The sequence below is a fragment of the Amedibacterium intestinale genome (assembly GCF_010537335.1).
Classification (GTDB): Bacteria; Bacillota_I; Bacilli_A; order Erysipelotrichales; family Erysipelotrichaceae; genus Amedibacterium; species Amedibacterium intestinale.
In genome coordinates, this window is sequence record NZ_AP019711.1 from 1,619,124 (window position 1) to 1,635,567 (window position 16,444).

The 16,444-nt window shown below is 33.4% G+C and carries 15 protein-coding genes and 1 riboswitch; of the genes, 4 read left to right on the forward strand and 11 right to left on the reverse strand.

Annotation, left to right across the window (positions count from 1 at the left end; all coding sequences use genetic code 11):
• Positions 1–685: 685 nt before the first annotated feature.
• The 5 genes from A9CBEGH2_RS08265 to A9CBEGH2_RS08285 all read right to left on the reverse strand — a co-directional run bounded on the left by A9CBEGH2_RS08265 (position 686) and on the right by A9CBEGH2_RS08285 (position 5,251).
• Positions 686–820, reverse strand: a complete 135-nt coding sequence (locus A9CBEGH2_RS08265) for a FeoB-associated Cys-rich membrane protein (protein ID WP_163052100.1) — start codon at positions 818–820, stop codon at positions 686–688.
• Positions 817–2,823 (reverse strand): ferrous iron transport protein B, encoded by a 2,007-nt coding sequence (gene feoB, locus A9CBEGH2_RS08270; protein WP_118277401.1) that lies wholly within the window; start codon positions 2,821–2,823, stop codon positions 817–819. Before feoB ends, A9CBEGH2_RS08265 begins: the two co-directional genes overlap by 4 nt.
• A gap of 65 nt (positions 2,824–2,888) precedes the next feature.
• On the reverse strand, positions 2,889–3,101 hold the full coding sequence (locus A9CBEGH2_RS08275) for a FeoA family protein (RefSeq protein ID WP_115716594.1): 213 nt from the start codon (positions 3,099–3,101) through the stop codon (positions 2,889–2,891).
• 283 nt (positions 3,102–3,384) lie between these two features.
• Positions 3,385–4,806, reverse strand: coding sequence for an MATE family efflux transporter (locus A9CBEGH2_RS08280; RefSeq protein WP_115716593.1), 1,422 nt, complete (start codon positions 4,804–4,806; stop codon positions 3,385–3,387).
• A 25-nt stretch (positions 4,807–4,831) separates the two neighbouring features.
• Positions 4,832–5,251 (reverse strand): MarR family winged helix-turn-helix transcriptional regulator, encoded by a 420-nt coding sequence (locus tag A9CBEGH2_RS08285; RefSeq protein WP_163104579.1) that lies wholly within the window; start codon positions 5,249–5,251, stop codon positions 4,832–4,834.
• Between the two features lie 129 nt (positions 5,252–5,380).
• Here A9CBEGH2_RS08285 and A9CBEGH2_RS08290 point away from each other — a divergent pair, with 129 nt between their 5' ends.
• The 4 genes from A9CBEGH2_RS08290 to A9CBEGH2_RS08300 all read left to right on the forward strand — a co-directional run bounded on the left by A9CBEGH2_RS08290 (position 5,381) and on the right by A9CBEGH2_RS08300 (position 9,222).
• Positions 5,381–6,859 carry an FAD-dependent oxidoreductase gene (locus A9CBEGH2_RS08290; protein WP_163104581.1) on the forward strand — a complete coding sequence of 493 codons (1,479 nt, stop codon included), beginning with the start codon at positions 5,381–5,383 and terminating at the stop codon, positions 6,857–6,859.
• A gap of 216 nt (positions 6,860–7,075) precedes the next feature.
• Positions 7,076–7,555, forward strand: coding sequence for a DUF6431 domain-containing protein (locus tag A9CBEGH2_RS12705; protein ID WP_353511641.1), 480 nt, complete (start codon positions 7,076–7,078; stop codon positions 7,553–7,555).
• 118 nt (positions 7,556–7,673) lie between these two features.
• Positions 7,674–9,074, forward strand: a complete 1,401-nt coding sequence (locus A9CBEGH2_RS08295) for an ISL3 family transposase (protein ID WP_174766936.1) — start codon at positions 7,674–7,676, stop codon at positions 9,072–9,074.
• Complete coding sequence (locus A9CBEGH2_RS08300) at positions 9,064–9,222, forward strand: hypothetical protein (protein WP_157964912.1); 159 nt, start codon at positions 9,064–9,066, stop codon at positions 9,220–9,222. The genes A9CBEGH2_RS08295 and A9CBEGH2_RS08300 overlap by 11 nt, the downstream gene beginning before the upstream one ends.
• 205 nt (positions 9,223–9,427) lie before the next feature.
• Here A9CBEGH2_RS08300 and A9CBEGH2_RS08305 read toward each other — a convergent pair whose 3' ends face one another.
• From A9CBEGH2_RS08305 to A9CBEGH2_RS08330, 6 genes are read right to left on the reverse strand one after another with little or no spacing between them, the layout of a single operon-like run.
• Positions 9,428–10,735 carry an amidohydrolase gene (locus A9CBEGH2_RS08305; RefSeq protein ID WP_163104583.1) on the reverse strand — a complete coding sequence of 436 codons (1,308 nt, stop codon included), beginning with the start codon at positions 10,733–10,735 and terminating at the stop codon, positions 9,428–9,430.
• Positions 10,732–12,411 carry an adenine deaminase C-terminal domain-containing protein gene (locus A9CBEGH2_RS08310; RefSeq protein WP_118277397.1) on the reverse strand — a complete coding sequence of 560 codons (1,680 nt, stop codon included), beginning with the start codon at positions 12,409–12,411 and terminating at the stop codon, positions 10,732–10,734. Before A9CBEGH2_RS08310 ends, A9CBEGH2_RS08305 begins: the two co-directional genes overlap by 4 nt.
• A 13-nt stretch (positions 12,412–12,424) precedes the next feature.
• The gene (locus tag A9CBEGH2_RS08315; RefSeq protein ID WP_115716588.1) at positions 12,425–13,474 is read right to left on the reverse strand and encodes an ABC transporter substrate-binding protein; all 1,050 of its coding nucleotides are present in this window, start codon (positions 13,472–13,474) and stop codon (positions 12,425–12,427) included.
• Positions 13,475–13,497: 23 nt separating this feature from the next.
• Complete coding sequence (locus tag A9CBEGH2_RS08320; protein ID WP_115716587.1) at positions 13,498–14,523, reverse strand: ABC transporter ATP-binding protein; 1,026 nt, start codon at positions 14,521–14,523, stop codon at positions 13,498–13,500.
• Positions 14,524–14,535: 12 nt separating this feature from the next.
• A complete protein-coding gene (locus A9CBEGH2_RS08325) occupies positions 14,536–15,318 on the reverse strand; it encodes an ABC transporter permease (protein ID WP_115716586.1) in 783 nt (260 codons plus the stop codon).
• Positions 15,311–16,144, reverse strand: a complete 834-nt coding sequence (locus A9CBEGH2_RS08330) for an ABC transporter permease (RefSeq protein WP_115716585.1) — start codon at positions 16,142–16,144, stop codon at positions 15,311–15,313. Before A9CBEGH2_RS08330 ends, A9CBEGH2_RS08325 begins: the two co-directional genes overlap by 8 nt.
• Positions 16,145–16,251: 107 nt before the next feature.
• Positions 16,252–16,353: riboswitch (purine riboswitch) on the reverse strand.
• Positions 16,354–16,444 lie beyond the last annotated feature (91 nt).

Consider the following 16,444-nt stretch of genomic DNA (forward strand, 5'->3'; position numbering starts at 1 on the left):
GAAAAAATTAACAGGCTGATTTTTTTATATTATTATCATATATTAGTTTATCTATAATGTTAAACATCTTATCAAGTTTTATATTTATGATCTATCTTTCTAAATCAATTCTAAGACAATTTGCCATCCCCAGTAGTCTAATTAACTCTATATCAATGAATGGGATTATATCTTATCTAAACCTTTTAATGGTCAACGTATAAAAGATTCAAAACTGCCTATAAAACAGGTAGTATACGCTTCCCCTATAAAGCTCGATGGTTATGCATGATCTTTTGAATCATTGAAATCTGATACAACTAGCACATAAATGGGTCGATAAATTTCTTCATCCTCATTTGATTTAAAATGTTTGTCTTCCTGCAATTTTGTTTAGATATGTTCTCATATTATTTTGTTTTTTCCTTCTGTATCCATATAAAAGCCCTTTTCAAATATCAACAATATCCTCTTCTCTTTTAAGTATCCTAAATAAGATGCTACATTGATTTTTTACACTAAAAAAAGGAGTCTGATAGCATGTTTAGCTATCAGCTCCCAAGTTTGTATTTCAAATCGTTTTGGGTCATATACCACCCTTGAATAAAGATTTATTTCTGCTTATCTAACCATTCTTAAAGCATCTATAAATTTAATTTTTCACTGTTTCTTTAAAATCCTAATCTATGTTACAACCATCAAAAATCTATTTATTTTTTTTACAGTTACATGAATCAGGACATCCAATACATTTCTTTCCACTTTTCTTTGCTTTATAAATATAAGTGGATGATAATCCTACAATCAACAAAATAATACTTATGATTAGAATATTTGTCATTTTTTATCATCTCCATTCAAAGCATATTCTTTCGCAAGATTTTTATCTGTTCTTATACATAAATAGACAATCACTGCTACAAAAATAACTACTGCGATTAAACCAGGCAAGAATCCAGCACCAACGGATCCAGTTGTTATAAGTGTTCCTATTTGGTAAACTAAATAACCAACAGTGTAACCCGTACCTAATTGTAATCCAATGCCACCCCAAAGCCATTTTGAGCTTCTCATTTCTGAATTCATAGCACCAATTGCCGCAAAACAAGGAGGAGTATAAAGATTAAACATCAGATATGCAAGGGCTGCGACTTTTGTAATGGCAATAATTCCTGAGATTTCAGCCCCCGTTCCTTCTATCATAGCGAGCTCATCAACATTAATTAAATTTTCTAGTCCAACAAAGCAAACAGCTAATGTACCTACTACATTTTCTTTTGCGATAAATCCTGTAACTGCTGCTGCCGCTAATTGCCAGCTTAATACCCCAACAATAGGTACTAATAAATAAGCAAATGGTCCTGCGATAGAAGCTAAGATAGAACTATTTGCTGTTTCTGCAACTTGAAAGCTCCAATCAAATGTCTGCATAATCTGTACTGCAGTATTACATAACAAAATAATAGTAGCAGCTTTTACTATATACGCCCATCCACGTGCACACATTGCTTTAAAAGCAAACCATAAAGAAGGCACCTTGTATTCTGGAAGTTCTATAATAAAGAAAGATTTACGACTTTTATAACCTGCAATTTTATTTACTAATAAAGCTCCAAAGAAAATCAACAAAATTCCTGTGAAATACATCAAGAAACTTACCCATCCTGCATCATCAAAGAATGCACCAGCAAACAATGCAATAACTGGTATTTTAGCACCACACGGCATAAAAGGTGTTAACATTGCTGTAGCACGACGTTCTCTTTCGTTTCTAATTGTTCTACTCGCCATAATACCAGGAATAGCACATCCTGTACCAATAACAAAAGGTATTACAGATTTTCCAGAAAGACCAACTTTCTTAAAAATAGGATCTAATACTACTGAAACACGAGACATATATCCGCAATCTTCTAATAATGCAATTAAAAAATACATAATCATAACTAATGGCAGGAATCCAACAACTGCTCCAACACCACCAATAATACCATCTGCTAATAATGCTGTTAACAATGGATTTGCATCAGCTAGAAGCTCACTCACATAAGCCTGGAATGTTTCAATCCAAGCAACAAGACTATCCGCAATAAATGGTCCTACCCAAACTTGCGATATTTCAAAAACAAGATACATGACAACAGCGAAAATTGGAATTCCAATATATTTATTTGTTAATACAGCGTCAATCTTGTCATTTGCGTTTCTTTCCTTTGTCAACACTTTTCTTTGTTCAACTTTTGCTACAAGCTGATTGACATATTCAAAACGTTTACGATCTGCTTCTTCTACTACATGTTTGTCTTTTAAATCTATATTCCCTTCTGTATAAGGAGCTTTTTGTTTTTTTCCATTAGAAGAAATAACAGCATCAATAACAGCTTTCAATCCTTCTGATTCTGTTGAAACAGTTTCCACAACTGGACACCCTAGTTCTTTCGATAATTTTTCTACATGAATTATCGTTTGTTTTTTCTTATTAATATCACTTTTATTTAAAGCTACAACAACTGGAATCTCTAATTCCAAAAGCTGTGTTGTAAAAAATAAACTTCTACTAAGATTGGTTGCATCTACAATATTAATAATTACATCTGGATGTTCATTCTTTACATAAGAACTTGTAATACTTTCCTCTGATGTAAAAGGTGACATCGAATAAGCCCCCGGTAAATCAACTGCAATCAATGTTTCTGTACTGGTATTAAAACTTTTCTTAATAGAATGTTCTTTTCTTTCAACAGTTACACCTGCCCAGTTTCCCACTTTTTCGTTTCTTCCTGTTAAAGCATTAAACATTGTTGTTTTTCCAGAGTTTGGGTTTCCTGTCAATGCTATACGCATAAATTTTCTCCTCCTTCTCAAGCCACTTAGTAATGGTTATGATTGTTAATCATTAGAATCAAATATTAAACATTGATGATACTGGCAAGAGCATTGTCAATATTGTATCGGCTATCCTTTATAGATACCACACAACCACCCTTCAAACGTGAAATGATTGTAATGGGTTCTCCTTCATAGCAGCCTAAAGTAAATAAAAAAGATTTCATTTCTTCATCATCTGTATCAATCGTTTTTATAATGTATTCTTTATCTTCTAATCCATCGACTAACTTCATAATCTTTACCCCCTTTCAACATATATTAGCTTCTACCAATAAAAATTTCAGCAGAATATATGTTAGCTTAATCTAACCAATCATATAGTAAACCTTAGTTAACTTTTAGTCAATACTTTTTGATATTTTTTTAACAAATTAATATAGTATTCTTTAAATTTAGGATTCATAAAAATAACACCACAGATTTTGAATGCATTCTTATTAAATAAAAAAATCCTCATCCAAGCGGAATGAGGACTATTTATAATAATCTAAGTTATTAATATAACATAAACATGTTTTATGCTGTCATCGTATCGGAAAAAACACCTAATTCTTCTTCTGTTTCCATCGCAATCTGTTTATCTAATTTCTTCATTTCATGTGATATAAAACAGAAAACAACGATACCGCTGGTAATATCTGCGATAGGCCCTGCGTATAGTATTCCATCAAGTCCCATAAACATCGGAAGAACAATAAGTAAAGGAATCAGTAAAATCAACTGTCGCATCATCGACAAGATACTAGCCTTTAAAGGTTGTCCAGTAGCCTGGAAATAACTAGTTGCGGTAATCTGGAAACCAGCACAGAAAATACCAAACATATATGTACGCATACATTTTATCGCAAATTCGGTAAAGACTGCATTTTCTTTTCCAAATAAACTTAAGATAACACTTGGAAAACTAACACATAAAATCCATCCGCCAATCGATGTTAATGTCGCAATCAGAGCTGCTCTTTTATATGTAGCTTTAATACGTTTTGGCTGTTTTGCGCCTTTATTAAACCCTAAAATAGGCTGTGCTCCAATTCCTATACCCACACATACAGAAGTAATGATCATGCTTACTTTTAATACAATTCCCATCGCACTTAATGCCACATCTCCACCGGTTGTAGTCATATTCCCATAAATGACCAAGGAGTTATTCATTACAATTTGCATGATGGTTGCGGCTGTCTGTGTAATACAGCTGGAAATACCTAAATTAAAAATAGTTAAACATAATTTTGGTTTTAATTTCATATGTTCTTTTTTTAATCTTAAATTTCCTTTTCTTGTAAAATAATACACAAGAATAACAGCACCTATCACTTGAGATGTAACTGTGGCAATTGCTGCACCTTTTACTCCCCAATGCAAAACAAAAATATAAAATGGATCTAAGACTGTATTTAACACAGCACCTACAAGCATACTATACATTGCTACATTTGGACTTCCATCGGTTCTTGCCATATTGCTTAAACCAATACCAAGAAGATTGAACGTTGTCCCAAACAAAATAATACTTGCATACTGTTTCGAATAAGCCATATTTTGTGGTGTTGCTCCAAATAGATTTAAAATAGGTGTTAAAAATACATACCCAACTACCGTAATAAAGATTCCAATGATAACTAGCATTAAGAATTGATTTCCTAATGTATTCTCTGCTTCATCTTCATCTTTTTCCCCAAGTTTGATAGCTGCATAAGCACTCCCCCCAGCCCCAAGCATCGTTCCTACTGCTAAGATAATTGTCATGAGTGGAAATACAACCGTAGTAGCTGCATTTCCCAAATACCCTACGCCCTGTCCTATAAAAATCTGATCGACAATATTATAAAGTGCATTTACCAGCATAGATACCACAGAGGGAATTGCAAACCTCATTAACAATCTTCCTATCGGCTGATATCCAAGTGGATTTTTTGTACGTATCGTTTCACTCATATAAACTTTCCTCCAATCACTTTTGTTATCCATACTGCTGTGCATTGTGTGCTATTTTTTCCATCAATTTAGAAACAAGAGTCTTTTCCTCTTCCTCTAATCCTGCACTTAACATTTCATTCCATTGCTTGATTATTTTCTGAATCTTAAACACAAGAGCTTCTCCCTCTTTTGTTACATACAGCTTCATAAAACGACGATCTCTTTCATCACTTTTACGAAGAATATATCCTTCCTGCTCCAGTTTTTTAACAGCTCGTGCCGTTGTCCCTTTATCATAATGATCGATATGTGCCAATTCTTCCTGACTGATTCCAGGATGTTCATAAATATGTAAGAGAAAAAACTGCTGACCGCTTCCTATATGATTTTCTTCAAGGTGTTCATCAAAAAACATATGTCCAAATCGATAAACAATAGAAGCACATTTACTAATCGTTGGCATAGTCCCCTCCTAATAGTTGCATAAACAACTATTATATTATAAGCACCTCTTTTATAATTTGCAATTATTTTTTACAAAATGTGTTTAAGAAGAAAATTATGCATCATACTGTAGACGAGGTGAACGAACATGAATGTTTCCTATTGGATGAAAAATAAAAAAAATACAATATCTTATCCTGCCTTAGAAAAGGAATGTGATTGTGATGTTTTGATTATTGGTGGAGGTATCAGCGGTGTTTCTACAGCCTATTATCTAGCAGAAACTGGCAATGATGTTATTTTGTTAGAAGCCGATTGCATAGGATATGGTGCAAGTGGAAGAAACACTGGAAAAGTATCCGCACAACATGGAATTGTTTATCATGAACTCATAGAAAAACATGGTAAAGAAATGGCACAATTGTATTATGAAAGCCATCAAAAAGCGATTGATACGATTGAAAAATTGGTTGCTACGTACGATATTGATTGTGATTTCAAGCGATGTGACACTCTTTTATATACAGAAGAAAAACAGCAAGTTCCTCTTTATCAGAAAGAATATGAAGCATATGAAACCTTGCATATTCCTTCTTCCTATATAAGTTCTCATCAAGATTATCCACAACTTCAGGCAGGATTACAAATGATGCATCAAGCTGTCTTTGATCCTTATTCTTTTGTGGTACAGTTTTCCAAAGTTGTATCAGAAAAAGGCGTTTCTATTTATGAACATTCTCCTGTAAGTGAACTTTCTAAAACAGAGGATGGTCTTTATAAGGTAAGTGTAAATGGTACTTTTGTTCATGCCCGCTATGTTATTCTTGCAACACAATATCCTATTGTCGATTATGGAAATTTATATTTTTCCTATATGTACTGTGAACAGCAAACCTTATATACTGCAAAGCAGAAAAAAACAGATCGAATGGTTTCCTTATCTACAGATACATATCCAATTTCTATTGGGAATCATCAAGATAAACATATCATTGCCTGTAAATCCCATCGAAACGGATATGAACCTAACTTTCGATTTCCTTCTTCTTTTCATACTATGATTCCTAATCAGCTGCAAACACCATGGACATCCAGCGACTTTGTAAGCATCGACCACCTTCCTCTTATTGGAAAACTAGAAAAATACAACGATCAATTATTATTTGCCTCCGGTTTTTCAAAATGGGGAAATACAACAGGTATAGTAGCAGGAAAGATTCTTGCTTCTTGTGTACAAAACAAGCCATCTTCTTTACGTATGTTATTTTCTCCTCAACGAAAGAAAGGTACTTTTTCATGGAATTATGTAAAATTAAACTTACAAAATGCTGCTATGTTTTTTAGAAGCAGATGGATTCATATGGACGATGAAATGCCAGAAAAAGAAGAAGGAAAACCTGTATGGATCAATCATCATATTTATGGTGCCTATCGAGATGAAAATAATGAATTATTTATCGTAGATATTACTTGTCCTCATGCTGGCTGTATTGCACAATTCAACAAAGAAGATAAATCCTGGGACTGTCCATGTCATGGCTCTCGATTTACTTATAAAGGAGACATAATAAAAGGACCAGCAACTTGTTCACTATCCTCCATTCATGAAGATAAAAAGGTAATCTAAAATTACGTGGTGTTTGAAAGGACAACACTTTATGCTGTGGTCTTAGTGACTGCAGCTTTTTTCATGCTCTCATCATCTTTGGGGTACCTTTTCTGATATTTCCTCATTATTTCGATCATCATTTATGTTATCATATCTTTAAATCAATATATAAAAAAAGTAAGAACCACAAAGTTTAGCGACCTAGGTTCTTACTTACCCAAAGTAGGCATCTTTATGATAACATTTAATAACTTTTCTCTCAAGTACATATCTCAAAAATCTTATGACGACTATATTTCTAAGATCGAACTTTCTTCCATCACATGTCCATGCTGTTCTCATCTTGGATTTCATTTTCATGCTTATTATAAAAGATCTTTACTTACACATAATGGTATTATTACCTTAAAGATATGCAGGATTATTTGTCCTCACTGTCACAAGACTCACGCCATCCTTCCTGTTTCTTTAATTCCTTACACCAGACTCCTGGCTTCTGATGTAATAGAAATCATTCTCGATCACGATACTGATAAAGATCATTCTAACCTTTTTCTTGATCCAGTTTACTTTTACTCCATCTTTCATCGATATCATTCCTTTTTACTGAATATTTCCTATTTCCCTTCAATTACTGATTTTTTCGTCTTTCATATTCATAGATTTCATAGAAATTTTGCTCAGTTGCGCGGCTTTCTTTTCATTCCCACATAGGATTCCTTTCCTGCCTTCCATTTTGCCTTCATAATGACACTGTAATGATCATTATAGACTGGAGGTTGATGAAAACATCCATTGTATTTTCAGTTCTTGATGTTTTCTTTTGATTTTTATGAAAAACGATACTACTTCTGCGTCCATCAGTGACGACTATATCCTTCATCTCTTTCATCTCCAGAAAGAACAGATAGATTCTTTCCAGGTAAATCATCAGGATGATGGTGTTCATGTAAGGATCAAGCTTACCCCAAAGACTACTTCATGTCCTGTCTGCGGCTTTCCCACTTCCAAGGTAAAAAGCTATGTACATAAACGCATAACACATTCCATGCTGAATACGGAAGCCTGCTATATCGATTACCAGGCCAGACGCTATATCTGCCCTGCATGTAATAAGACTTTCTATGAGGACAATCCTTTTACTTTCAAGGGAATGAAGATCTCTTTATTGACCGTATATAATGTCCTTCGAGATCTGAAAAACCCTGCCGATACATTTAAAAGCGTTGCACAGAGAAATCATATATCCTCTACTTCTGCCATGTCCATCTTTGACAGGCATGTCCAGATATCCAGAAGAAAACTTCCTGAATATCTGAATATCGACGAAGTCTACAGTTTCAAATCTGAAAACAGTTCCTATGTATGTGTCCTTCTGGATTTCAACTCCCAAAATGTCATCGATCTTCTTCCAGGCAGGAAAAAGTCCGAACTCATCAATTACTTTTCTTTCATTCCCCGAGAAGAAAGATGTGCTGTAAAGGCCGTATCTATTGATTTATGGGAAACCTACAGGATCGTCGCAAAGATGATGTTCCCCAATGCCGCCATAGCTGCGGATAAATTCCATCTCATCCAGGAACTGAACAGAAGAGTAGACAAGGTGCGTCTGCGTACGATGAATCAGTTAAAGAACTATAAGCTCATGGATCTGAAAAATGCAGATGCAGCTTCGATAGAAAAAGCTGAAAGAATGCGTAAACAGTATTACCTTTATAAAAAATTCAACTGGCTTCTCTTCACAAACGATCCTGCATATACAGATCCAAATAGAGAAAAGAAATATAATAAAGTACTTCAGGGATACTATAACTATAACGATATCCTGCATTATATGTGTTTGTATAACCCTGAACTTGAAGAAGCCATGAATCTGAAAGACAGGATGATATATTTCTATAAGAACAGTGATCTTGATAATGCAAGAAAAGATATCAATGAACTGATCAGTGCTTTCAGGGATTGTAAAGTACCTGAAATATCATCCTTTGCGAATACGATGACCAGATGGAAGACTGAAATAATAAATTCTTTTATCGTCACGAATGAACATGGAAGAAAGATAAACAGCGGGATCATAGAAAACAGAAACAGGACGATCAAATGTATCAAGCACAATTCCAATGGATATACCAATTGGAAACGATTCCGAAACAGAGTGCTTTATGTACTGAATAAAGATACCACTTATCACTTATACCCTAAGGAAGGAGAAAATGAAAATGAACAATAAAATTTATTACCAACGTAAAGAAAGATGGCTCAAAAGAGAACTTTACATTAAAAAGCAGCGCCTTATGATGCTGGAGCTGGAAGTAGAAAATCTACGATTGAAACTTCTTTTGGAAAAAGAAAAAAACAAAAATATTCTTCCATTCTGATATTAAAAACGAGAGAGCTGATCAGCTCTCTCATCCTTTACATCTTGTTTTCAATAAACATCTTTGGGGTACTGATGCCCACAAGTTATTTTATTGTCCTTTGTTAGTTTTACCACACGTAATTTTACAAAGCCGATAAAAACAAATGTGATCCTCATGTTATACGTTAAAAAGATTTATTCTTCTTTTTTATATGTGCATCATATTATTTACTTAACTCTTCTGCTTTTTTAGAGAATTCTTTCATTTCTTTTTGTAATTGTTCACGAAGTATAGAAAGGTCTACTTTTAACTTTCTGTCTGAAACAACCTGCTTCCCATTTACAAACACATCTTTTACATCGCTGGCATTTGCGCTATAAACAAGAATAGAATACGGGTCATAAACTGGAAACATATGTGCAGATTCTAAAGAGATCAAAACTATATCTGCTTTTTTTCCAACTTCCAAAGAGCCAATCTGTTCATCAATTCTCAATGCTTTTGCACCTTCAATAGTCGCAATTCTCACAATTTCCTTTGCAGGGAATAAAGATCGATCATGATATTTTGTTTTTTGTGCTCCTGCAAACATCCGCATCTGTATGAATAAATCCAACGTATTCCCACTGCTCGCACCATCCGTTCCAAATCCCATAGCAACACCATTTTCCATTATATCCTTTGCAGGTGCAATTCCTTTCCCTGCTTTTAAATTTGATACAGGGCAATGAGAAACCTTAACATCATGTTTCTTCATCAATTGTATATCAGCCTCATTTATATGAATACAATGAACTGCGAGAACATGTTGATTTAAACAAGAAATAGATTCTAACCATTCTATTGGTGTCATATTGTATTTATTTCTGAAATACGTCATTTCATAATCCATTTCTGCCACATGAGTCATCATCAAAGTATCATGTTTTTTAACAATTTCCATCGCTTTTCTAAAAATTTCCTCAGTATTTGTATTTGTCGCATGAGGTGCTAACATAGGAGTAATAAGAGGATGATGCTTCCATTCCTCAATAAATTTTTCTCCTATTTTTAATGCTTCAACTGCATTTTTTGCATCACAGGTTGGCTGATCAATAATCGTTTCTCCTAGAACAGCACGTATTCCCATTTTTTCACAAGCAAGTGCTACTTTATCCATAAAATAATACATGTCAGCAAATGTTGTAATTCCTGATAAAAGCATTTCTCCTGTACCATAACAAGCCCCATAATAAGCTAAATCTTCATTCATACATGCATTTTCCAATGGAAATAGAAAGCGCCGTAAACGATTAGGACAATCATCCTGTAAAGAACGAAAAGGAAGCATAGAAACATGACAATGTGTATTCACCATACCAGGAAGAACAAGACAATTCTTCGCATCAACGATATTATCTATACTATCAAATTCTTTAGGTTTTCCAACATAAAGAATCTTATCATCTTCGATAACAATCTGACCATCTTTGTATTCCTGCATTTTTTCATTCATCGTTAATATCCATGCATTTTTTATTAATGTTCTCATCGTATTTCCTCCACCATTTTGATTATTTTTTGTTTTGTCGTATCTATCATTCCTTTATCACTTATTTTTAATTGTGGTGACACAAGTAAAGATAAAGTAGAAAAAGACATAATCTCATTATCATGTACATAACCTAAATCTTGCATTGCTTTACGAACATTATCAATATCTTCTCCTATTTCTTCAATGGTACGCTCACTTACGATTCCTCCAACTTCTAAAGCTGCAGAAGCAATTATTTTATGTTCCTTAACAACGACATACCCACCTTGCATCTTTATAATTTCTTTTTGTGCCAACACCATATCATCTACATCATTCCCTAATACCATGACATTATGATGATCATGAGCCCACGAAGTTGCGATAGCACCTTTTTTCTTTATTGTATTCCCTACAATACCATGTGAAATATTCCCATTCTTTCCATAACGTTCATACACCGTAAGTAACGCATAATTTTCTAAATCCAAAAATCCATTCGTAACTGGAAGCCATTTTTGTATATGTTTTGTAAATGTTGAATGTGGTTCTATCTCCATAATATTACATAAAGCAGATGTTCCTTTTAAGTTAATTTTAAAATCTTTTTTTTCAGCTTCACGACATTGAATAGATTGATAAAAATGTTCAGGAAATTGTTTCTTTGTTTCCTTTTTTGTTTTTATGACTTTTTTCCCGTTTTTATACACATCAGTAATATGAAACTTATAAATATCATCTAACATTATAAAATCTGCAATTCTTCCCGGTGCTATTGTTCCTCGATCTTCTAAATGCATACGTCTTGCAGGAGTAAAAGTAGCGCAATAAATAGCCATTTCAGGCTTCATTCCCATTTCAATAGCTTTTTGTACCAATGTATTCAAATGTCCGTATCGCAAATGATCTGCCATGACATCATCTGTAACAAAACAAAAATATTCATAAAAATCATGTTCTATTAAAGTCTCCAAAACTTCTTGTGTCATTGATTTTCCTTGAATTTCAAGGAACATTCCATTTGTAATCTTTTCTATAACACTTTCTTTTGTCTGATGTGTATGATCTGCACTAATACCTTTTGATATAAAATTTGATAATTCTCTACCTTTTATTTTAGGACAATGTCCTTCCAATGGCAATATAGGCCTTAATTTTTTACAAATTCCAATGATTTTTGCGCTTAATGATTCTGGTTCATAACATACATCATAGAAATTCATAACCTCTCCCAAGCAAACGATTTTATTATTCATTAGTAATTCTTTTACTTCTTCTATTCCAATCGCACCACCTGTTGTTTCTAAGTTAGAATTTGTAGATGGAACACTAGATGGAATTCCGTAAAAAATATCTAAGAGCGTATCTTGAGATAAAAAGGAGAGTATTCCCTCTCTTCCAAAAACGTTTGCGATCTCATGAGGATCTGCTACAACGCTTGTAGTCCCATGCGCTAAAACCGCATCAGAAAAACGAGAAGGAATACTCATTGAACTTTCTATATGCATATGAATATCCACTAAACCAGGTATCATATACTTTCCTTTACCATCCACGACATATGTATTATCTAACATAATATTTTTTTCAATATGTGTAAATATACCATTTTTTACTGCTACATCTGTATACTCAAAAGACTTTGTAAAAGAATTATATACCTTACAATTTTGAATAATCATATCATAATTCATAAATTTGCCTCAATTAACGATTTAAAATACGATTCCACTGATCTGTCCAATTTGCCAATAAAGGATTTACAAATGTATAATCAATAGCTTTTGCATTCTCTGCAATTTCACCATATGTAAGTTTTTTTGCCTCATCTTCACTCAATTCAACTTTTGCATTTGTTGGACCTTCATTTAATGACTTACTTGTTACTGACTGCAATTCCTGTGAAATTCGCCAATTAATATATTTATAAGCCATGTCCTTGTTTTTTGAATTAGCTACAACATCAATGGTATTGAAATTTGCATAAGTACCACTTTTCGGCACTAGATATACAACATCCTGTGCTGCCTTTTGAATATTTGGTACGGCAAAATCTCCTACAACTGCAGCTTTAATTTCGCCTGCAGCAAACATATTTGCTAAATCAGAAGATTTTGTATACGTTTTTACTACATTAGGTTTAATAGCTTCCAATGCTTTAAATGCAGCTTCACCATTATCCTTTTTAATATCAACTCCAGCATGATCACTTGCAATATGCACCATTGCTGGTCCAAAAGTAGTAGTAATATCAGGAAGGGCAATTGCACCTTTTAATTCTGCTTTCCACAAATCATCCCAAGAAGTGATTTCAAAACCTACAGCTTCTTTATCATAAACAATTCCTACACTTTGAATAACATAAGCAGGACCATAGCCACTTTCAGATTGCATATTTTTAGCTGGGGTAATCAAATCCTTCAAGTTTTCAATTTTAGATGTATCCAGTTTATCAAATAATCCTTCTTCATATCCTTTTGCTGCTGTAGACTGATTTAATTCTATTACATCGATCCCAGATTCTGGATTATTTTCCAATTTTGTAAAACGATCAGCTGAATTTCCCAAATCTGTTACAACATCGCAATTGTATTTTTCCTCAAAAGGTTTAACTACATCATCATTTACAATATCCTCACTTAATTGGAATGTAGAAACTGTAAGTTTACATCCTTCTGTTTTCTCTGATTTAGATGAACAAGCACTAACAGATACTAGAAGAAAACCGCATAATAATAAACCACATAATTTTTTCATATTCTTTTTATCCTCCTTAACCACTAAACTAAAACAATTTTATGAGCAGGTAAATATAAATGCAATATACTTCCTGTTTCATACACTTTATTTCCATTAACTAAAAGTGTACCAAGCTTTGTAGAAACTTCATACTGATAACTTTTTCCAAGGAAAGTATGTACTTGGACAACACCCTCTAAACCATTTTCCAAAGCGGGATCATCTACAATTTCAATATCATCAGGACGAATTGTAATCTTTGCATTTTCCTTTTCGCATCCTTCTTCTACATGAAACTGTTCTCCTTGTGCTACATAGATATTCTTATTTTCACGTACAACATCAATGAAATTTTCAAATCCAATAAAACGTGCAACAAATTCTGTTTTTGGATGTGCATAGATGTTTTCCGGCGTATCATATTGTTCAATAACTCCACCATTCATAACTGCAACGCGGTCAGAAATAGAGAAACATTCCTCCTGATCATGTGTAACAAAAACTGTAGTTATACCTAACTTTTTCTGCAAACGTTTAATTTCCACCCTCATTTGAATACGTAATTTAGCATCTAAATTAGATAATGGTTCATCCAATAAAAGCAGTTTGGGTTCAATAACAAGTGCACGTGCCAAAGCGACACGTTGTCTCTGTCCACCAGACATTTGTTTTGGTAAACGATTAGCATATTCACTTAATCCACAAATTTCCAGCATTTCATCCACTTTTTTTGTTATTTCTGCTTTATCCATTTTTCTCATTTTTAGTCCAAATGCAACATTTTCTCTAACAGTTAAATGTGGAAAAAGTGCATAGCTTTGAAATACGATACCAAAATTACGTTTATGTACAGGTATCTTTGTGAAATTTTCTCCATCTACCAAAAATTCTCCATTTTTTGTATCAATATAACCAGCAATAACACGAAGCGTTGTTGTTTTTCCACATCCGCTGGGTCCTAATAAAGAAACAAGTTCTCCTTCCTGTATTTGCAAGTTCAAACCTTCTAATATGTTTGTTTTACCATCATAACTTACGCATATATTTTTTAAATCAACAAATGACATAACCTTCTCCTTTTACTTGGCAAGGGCAGAAATACCCAATGTTTTTTCTACAATAAACATAATAAAAATTGTTGCCAACATAAGCAGTACAGATACCGCTGATACTGTTGGATCATAATTGTATTCGACATAGCTCATCAAAGATGCTGGTAAAGTCGTAATTCCTGGGCCACTTAAAAACATAGATACCGGTATATTGTTAAATGAATTAATAAATGCTAGTAAAAAACTAGATATGATTCCACTAGAAATATTCGGTAATACCACTTTGAAAAATGCTTTAAATTTATTACATCCAAGGCTCCATGCAACTTCTTCAATAGAATAATCGAATTGTTCCAAAGAGCCACCTACAACGCGAATAATGTAAGGCAGCACAACCAAAAAGTGTCCAAGTAAAAGGCCTTCATAAACAGGAAATTTCAACTTAATAATTACAAATTGAAATAAAGCGTAGCCAACCACAATTCCTGGAACTATCGTTGGTGATAAGAAAAAGCTTTTAATAATCTTTTTCCCTTTGATACTATAACGAGATAGTGCATAAGCAGCAGGAATTCCTACTATCAAAGCTAAAAGTGTTGCAATTAAAGCAATTTCCATACTTAATATAAACGCTTTTTGAAAAGATTCAGAATTGATTGCTTTTATAAACCAGTCAAATGTAAAACCATGAATAGGAAAAGTAATTGTTGGCTCGCTTCCAAAAGCAGTTACTGCAATGATGAGCAATGGAATAAACAAAAATGCAAATACAAATATAGAAATAATACTTAATCCTTTATATCTACGCATTTATTTCACCTCTTTTGTCTAACTGCGCAGCTATTACATTCAACACTTTCATTACCACTAACGTGATAATTATCATTACAGCTGCAATCACTCCTGCACCAACCCAATCATTTAATGTCATAGCTCTTTGATAAATCAGCGTAGCAAGCACAAGAGATTTGTTTCCACCTAGCAATTGTGGCGTTGTATAGGCTGTTAGTGCCCCAGTAAACACAAGTACAGCACCAGTTAAAATTCCTGGAACGCTCATAGGAAGAACCACTTTTATAAAAGCTTTTAGCTTGCTTGCCCCTAGACTCTCTGCAGCTTCCATCATATCATTATCAATATGATCCATAACCCCTACAAGTGTCATAATCATAATAGGCAAAAACAAATAAATTGTTCCTATTAAAACCGAAAACTCTGTATAAAGCATACTAATTGGTTCATCAATTACACCAAGACTCATTAAAAGGTTATTAATTACTCCGTTCTTTCCCAAAATATTAATCCACGCAAATGAACGAACTACAGAATTTGTTAACATTGGAAAAATAGATATTGCGATTAAGATGCCTTTCCATTTAGCACTGCAGCGAGAAATAAAATACGCTGTTGGAACACCAAGCAGAATACAGACAAATGTTGCAATAAGTGCAATACGAATCGTTCTAATCAAAATTTCAATATAATATTCATCCTGAAAAAATGCCGTATAGGCCGATAATGAAAATCCATCTGGAAATATTGTTGGCCATAAAACAGATAGCAAAGGCATCATCAGAAAGAAAATCAACAATACGATTCCTGGAAAAAGAAATACATAAGGAATTCTTTTTTTCATCGTTTTCCTCCTCGTCTTTATATTAGTTTTTAAAGTCATTATTCCTTCTCCTTGTCAAAGCTTTCTTTGAAAAGATAAAAAAGCTTCTATATGATATAGAAGCTAAAAGACATTTCTAATATCATCATAGTCCGATAATTTACGGCTACCGGGTAGAAACTTAACGCACCATATTTGCGCCATATATGACTTATTAAAACCTTTTGTATTATAACAAAAAACAATTTATTTGTACACAAAAATTACATAGTACACCCACAATTTATTATTATAAAGTTTACCTATATTCTTATTTTAATA

Excerpts from the sequence above, each read along its gene's own strand:
- feoB (WP_118277401.1), bottom strand. The coding sequence starts at position 2,823 with ATGCGTATAGCATTGACAGGAAACCCAAACTCTGGAAAAACAACAATG.
- A9CBEGH2_RS08275 (WP_115716594.1), bottom strand. The coding sequence starts at position 3,101 with ATGAAGTTAGTCGATGGATTAGAAGATAAAGAATACATTATAAAAACG.
- A9CBEGH2_RS12705 (WP_353511641.1), top strand. The coding sequence starts at position 7,076 with ATGATAACATTTAATAACTTTTCTCTCAAGTACATATCTCAAAAATCT.
- A9CBEGH2_RS08285 (WP_163104579.1), bottom strand. The coding sequence starts at position 5,251 with ATGCCAACGATTAGTAAATGTGCTTCTATTGTTTATCGATTTGGACAT.
- A9CBEGH2_RS08315 (WP_115716588.1), bottom strand. The coding sequence starts at position 13,474 with ATGAAAAAATTATGTGGTTTATTATTATGCGGTTTTCTTCTAGTATCT.
- A9CBEGH2_RS08330 (WP_115716585.1), bottom strand. The coding sequence starts at position 16,144 with ATGAAAAAAAGAATTCCTTATGTATTTCTTTTTCCAGGAATCGTATTG.
- A9CBEGH2_RS08280 (WP_115716593.1), bottom strand. The coding sequence starts at position 4,806 with ATGAGTGAAACGATACGTACAAAAAATCCACTTGGATATCAGCCGATA.
- A9CBEGH2_RS08305 (WP_163104583.1), bottom strand. The coding sequence starts at position 10,735 with ATGAGAACATTAATAAAAAATGCATGGATATTAACGATGAATGAAAAA.
- A9CBEGH2_RS08325 (WP_115716586.1), bottom strand. The coding sequence starts at position 15,318 with ATGCGTAGATATAAAGGATTAAGTATTATTTCTATATTTGTATTTGCA.
- A9CBEGH2_RS08265 (WP_163052100.1), bottom strand. The coding sequence starts at position 820 with ATGACAAATATTCTAATCATAAGTATTATTTTGTTGATTGTAGGATTA.
- A9CBEGH2_RS08300 (WP_157964912.1), top strand. The coding sequence starts at position 9,064 with ATGAACAATAAAATTTATTACCAACGTAAAGAAAGATGGCTCAAAAGA.
- A9CBEGH2_RS08295 (WP_174766936.1), top strand. The coding sequence starts at position 7,674 with ATGAAAAACGATACTACTTCTGCGTCCATCAGTGACGACTATATCCTT.
- A9CBEGH2_RS08320 (WP_115716587.1), bottom strand. The coding sequence starts at position 14,523 with ATGTCATTTGTTGATTTAAAAAATATATGCGTAAGTTATGATGGTAAA.
- A9CBEGH2_RS08290 (WP_163104581.1), top strand. The coding sequence starts at position 5,381 with ATGAATGTTTCCTATTGGATGAAAAATAAAAAAAATACAATATCTTAT.
- A9CBEGH2_RS08310 (WP_118277397.1), bottom strand. The coding sequence starts at position 12,411 with ATGAATTATGATATGATTATTCAAAATTGTAAGGTATATAATTCTTTT.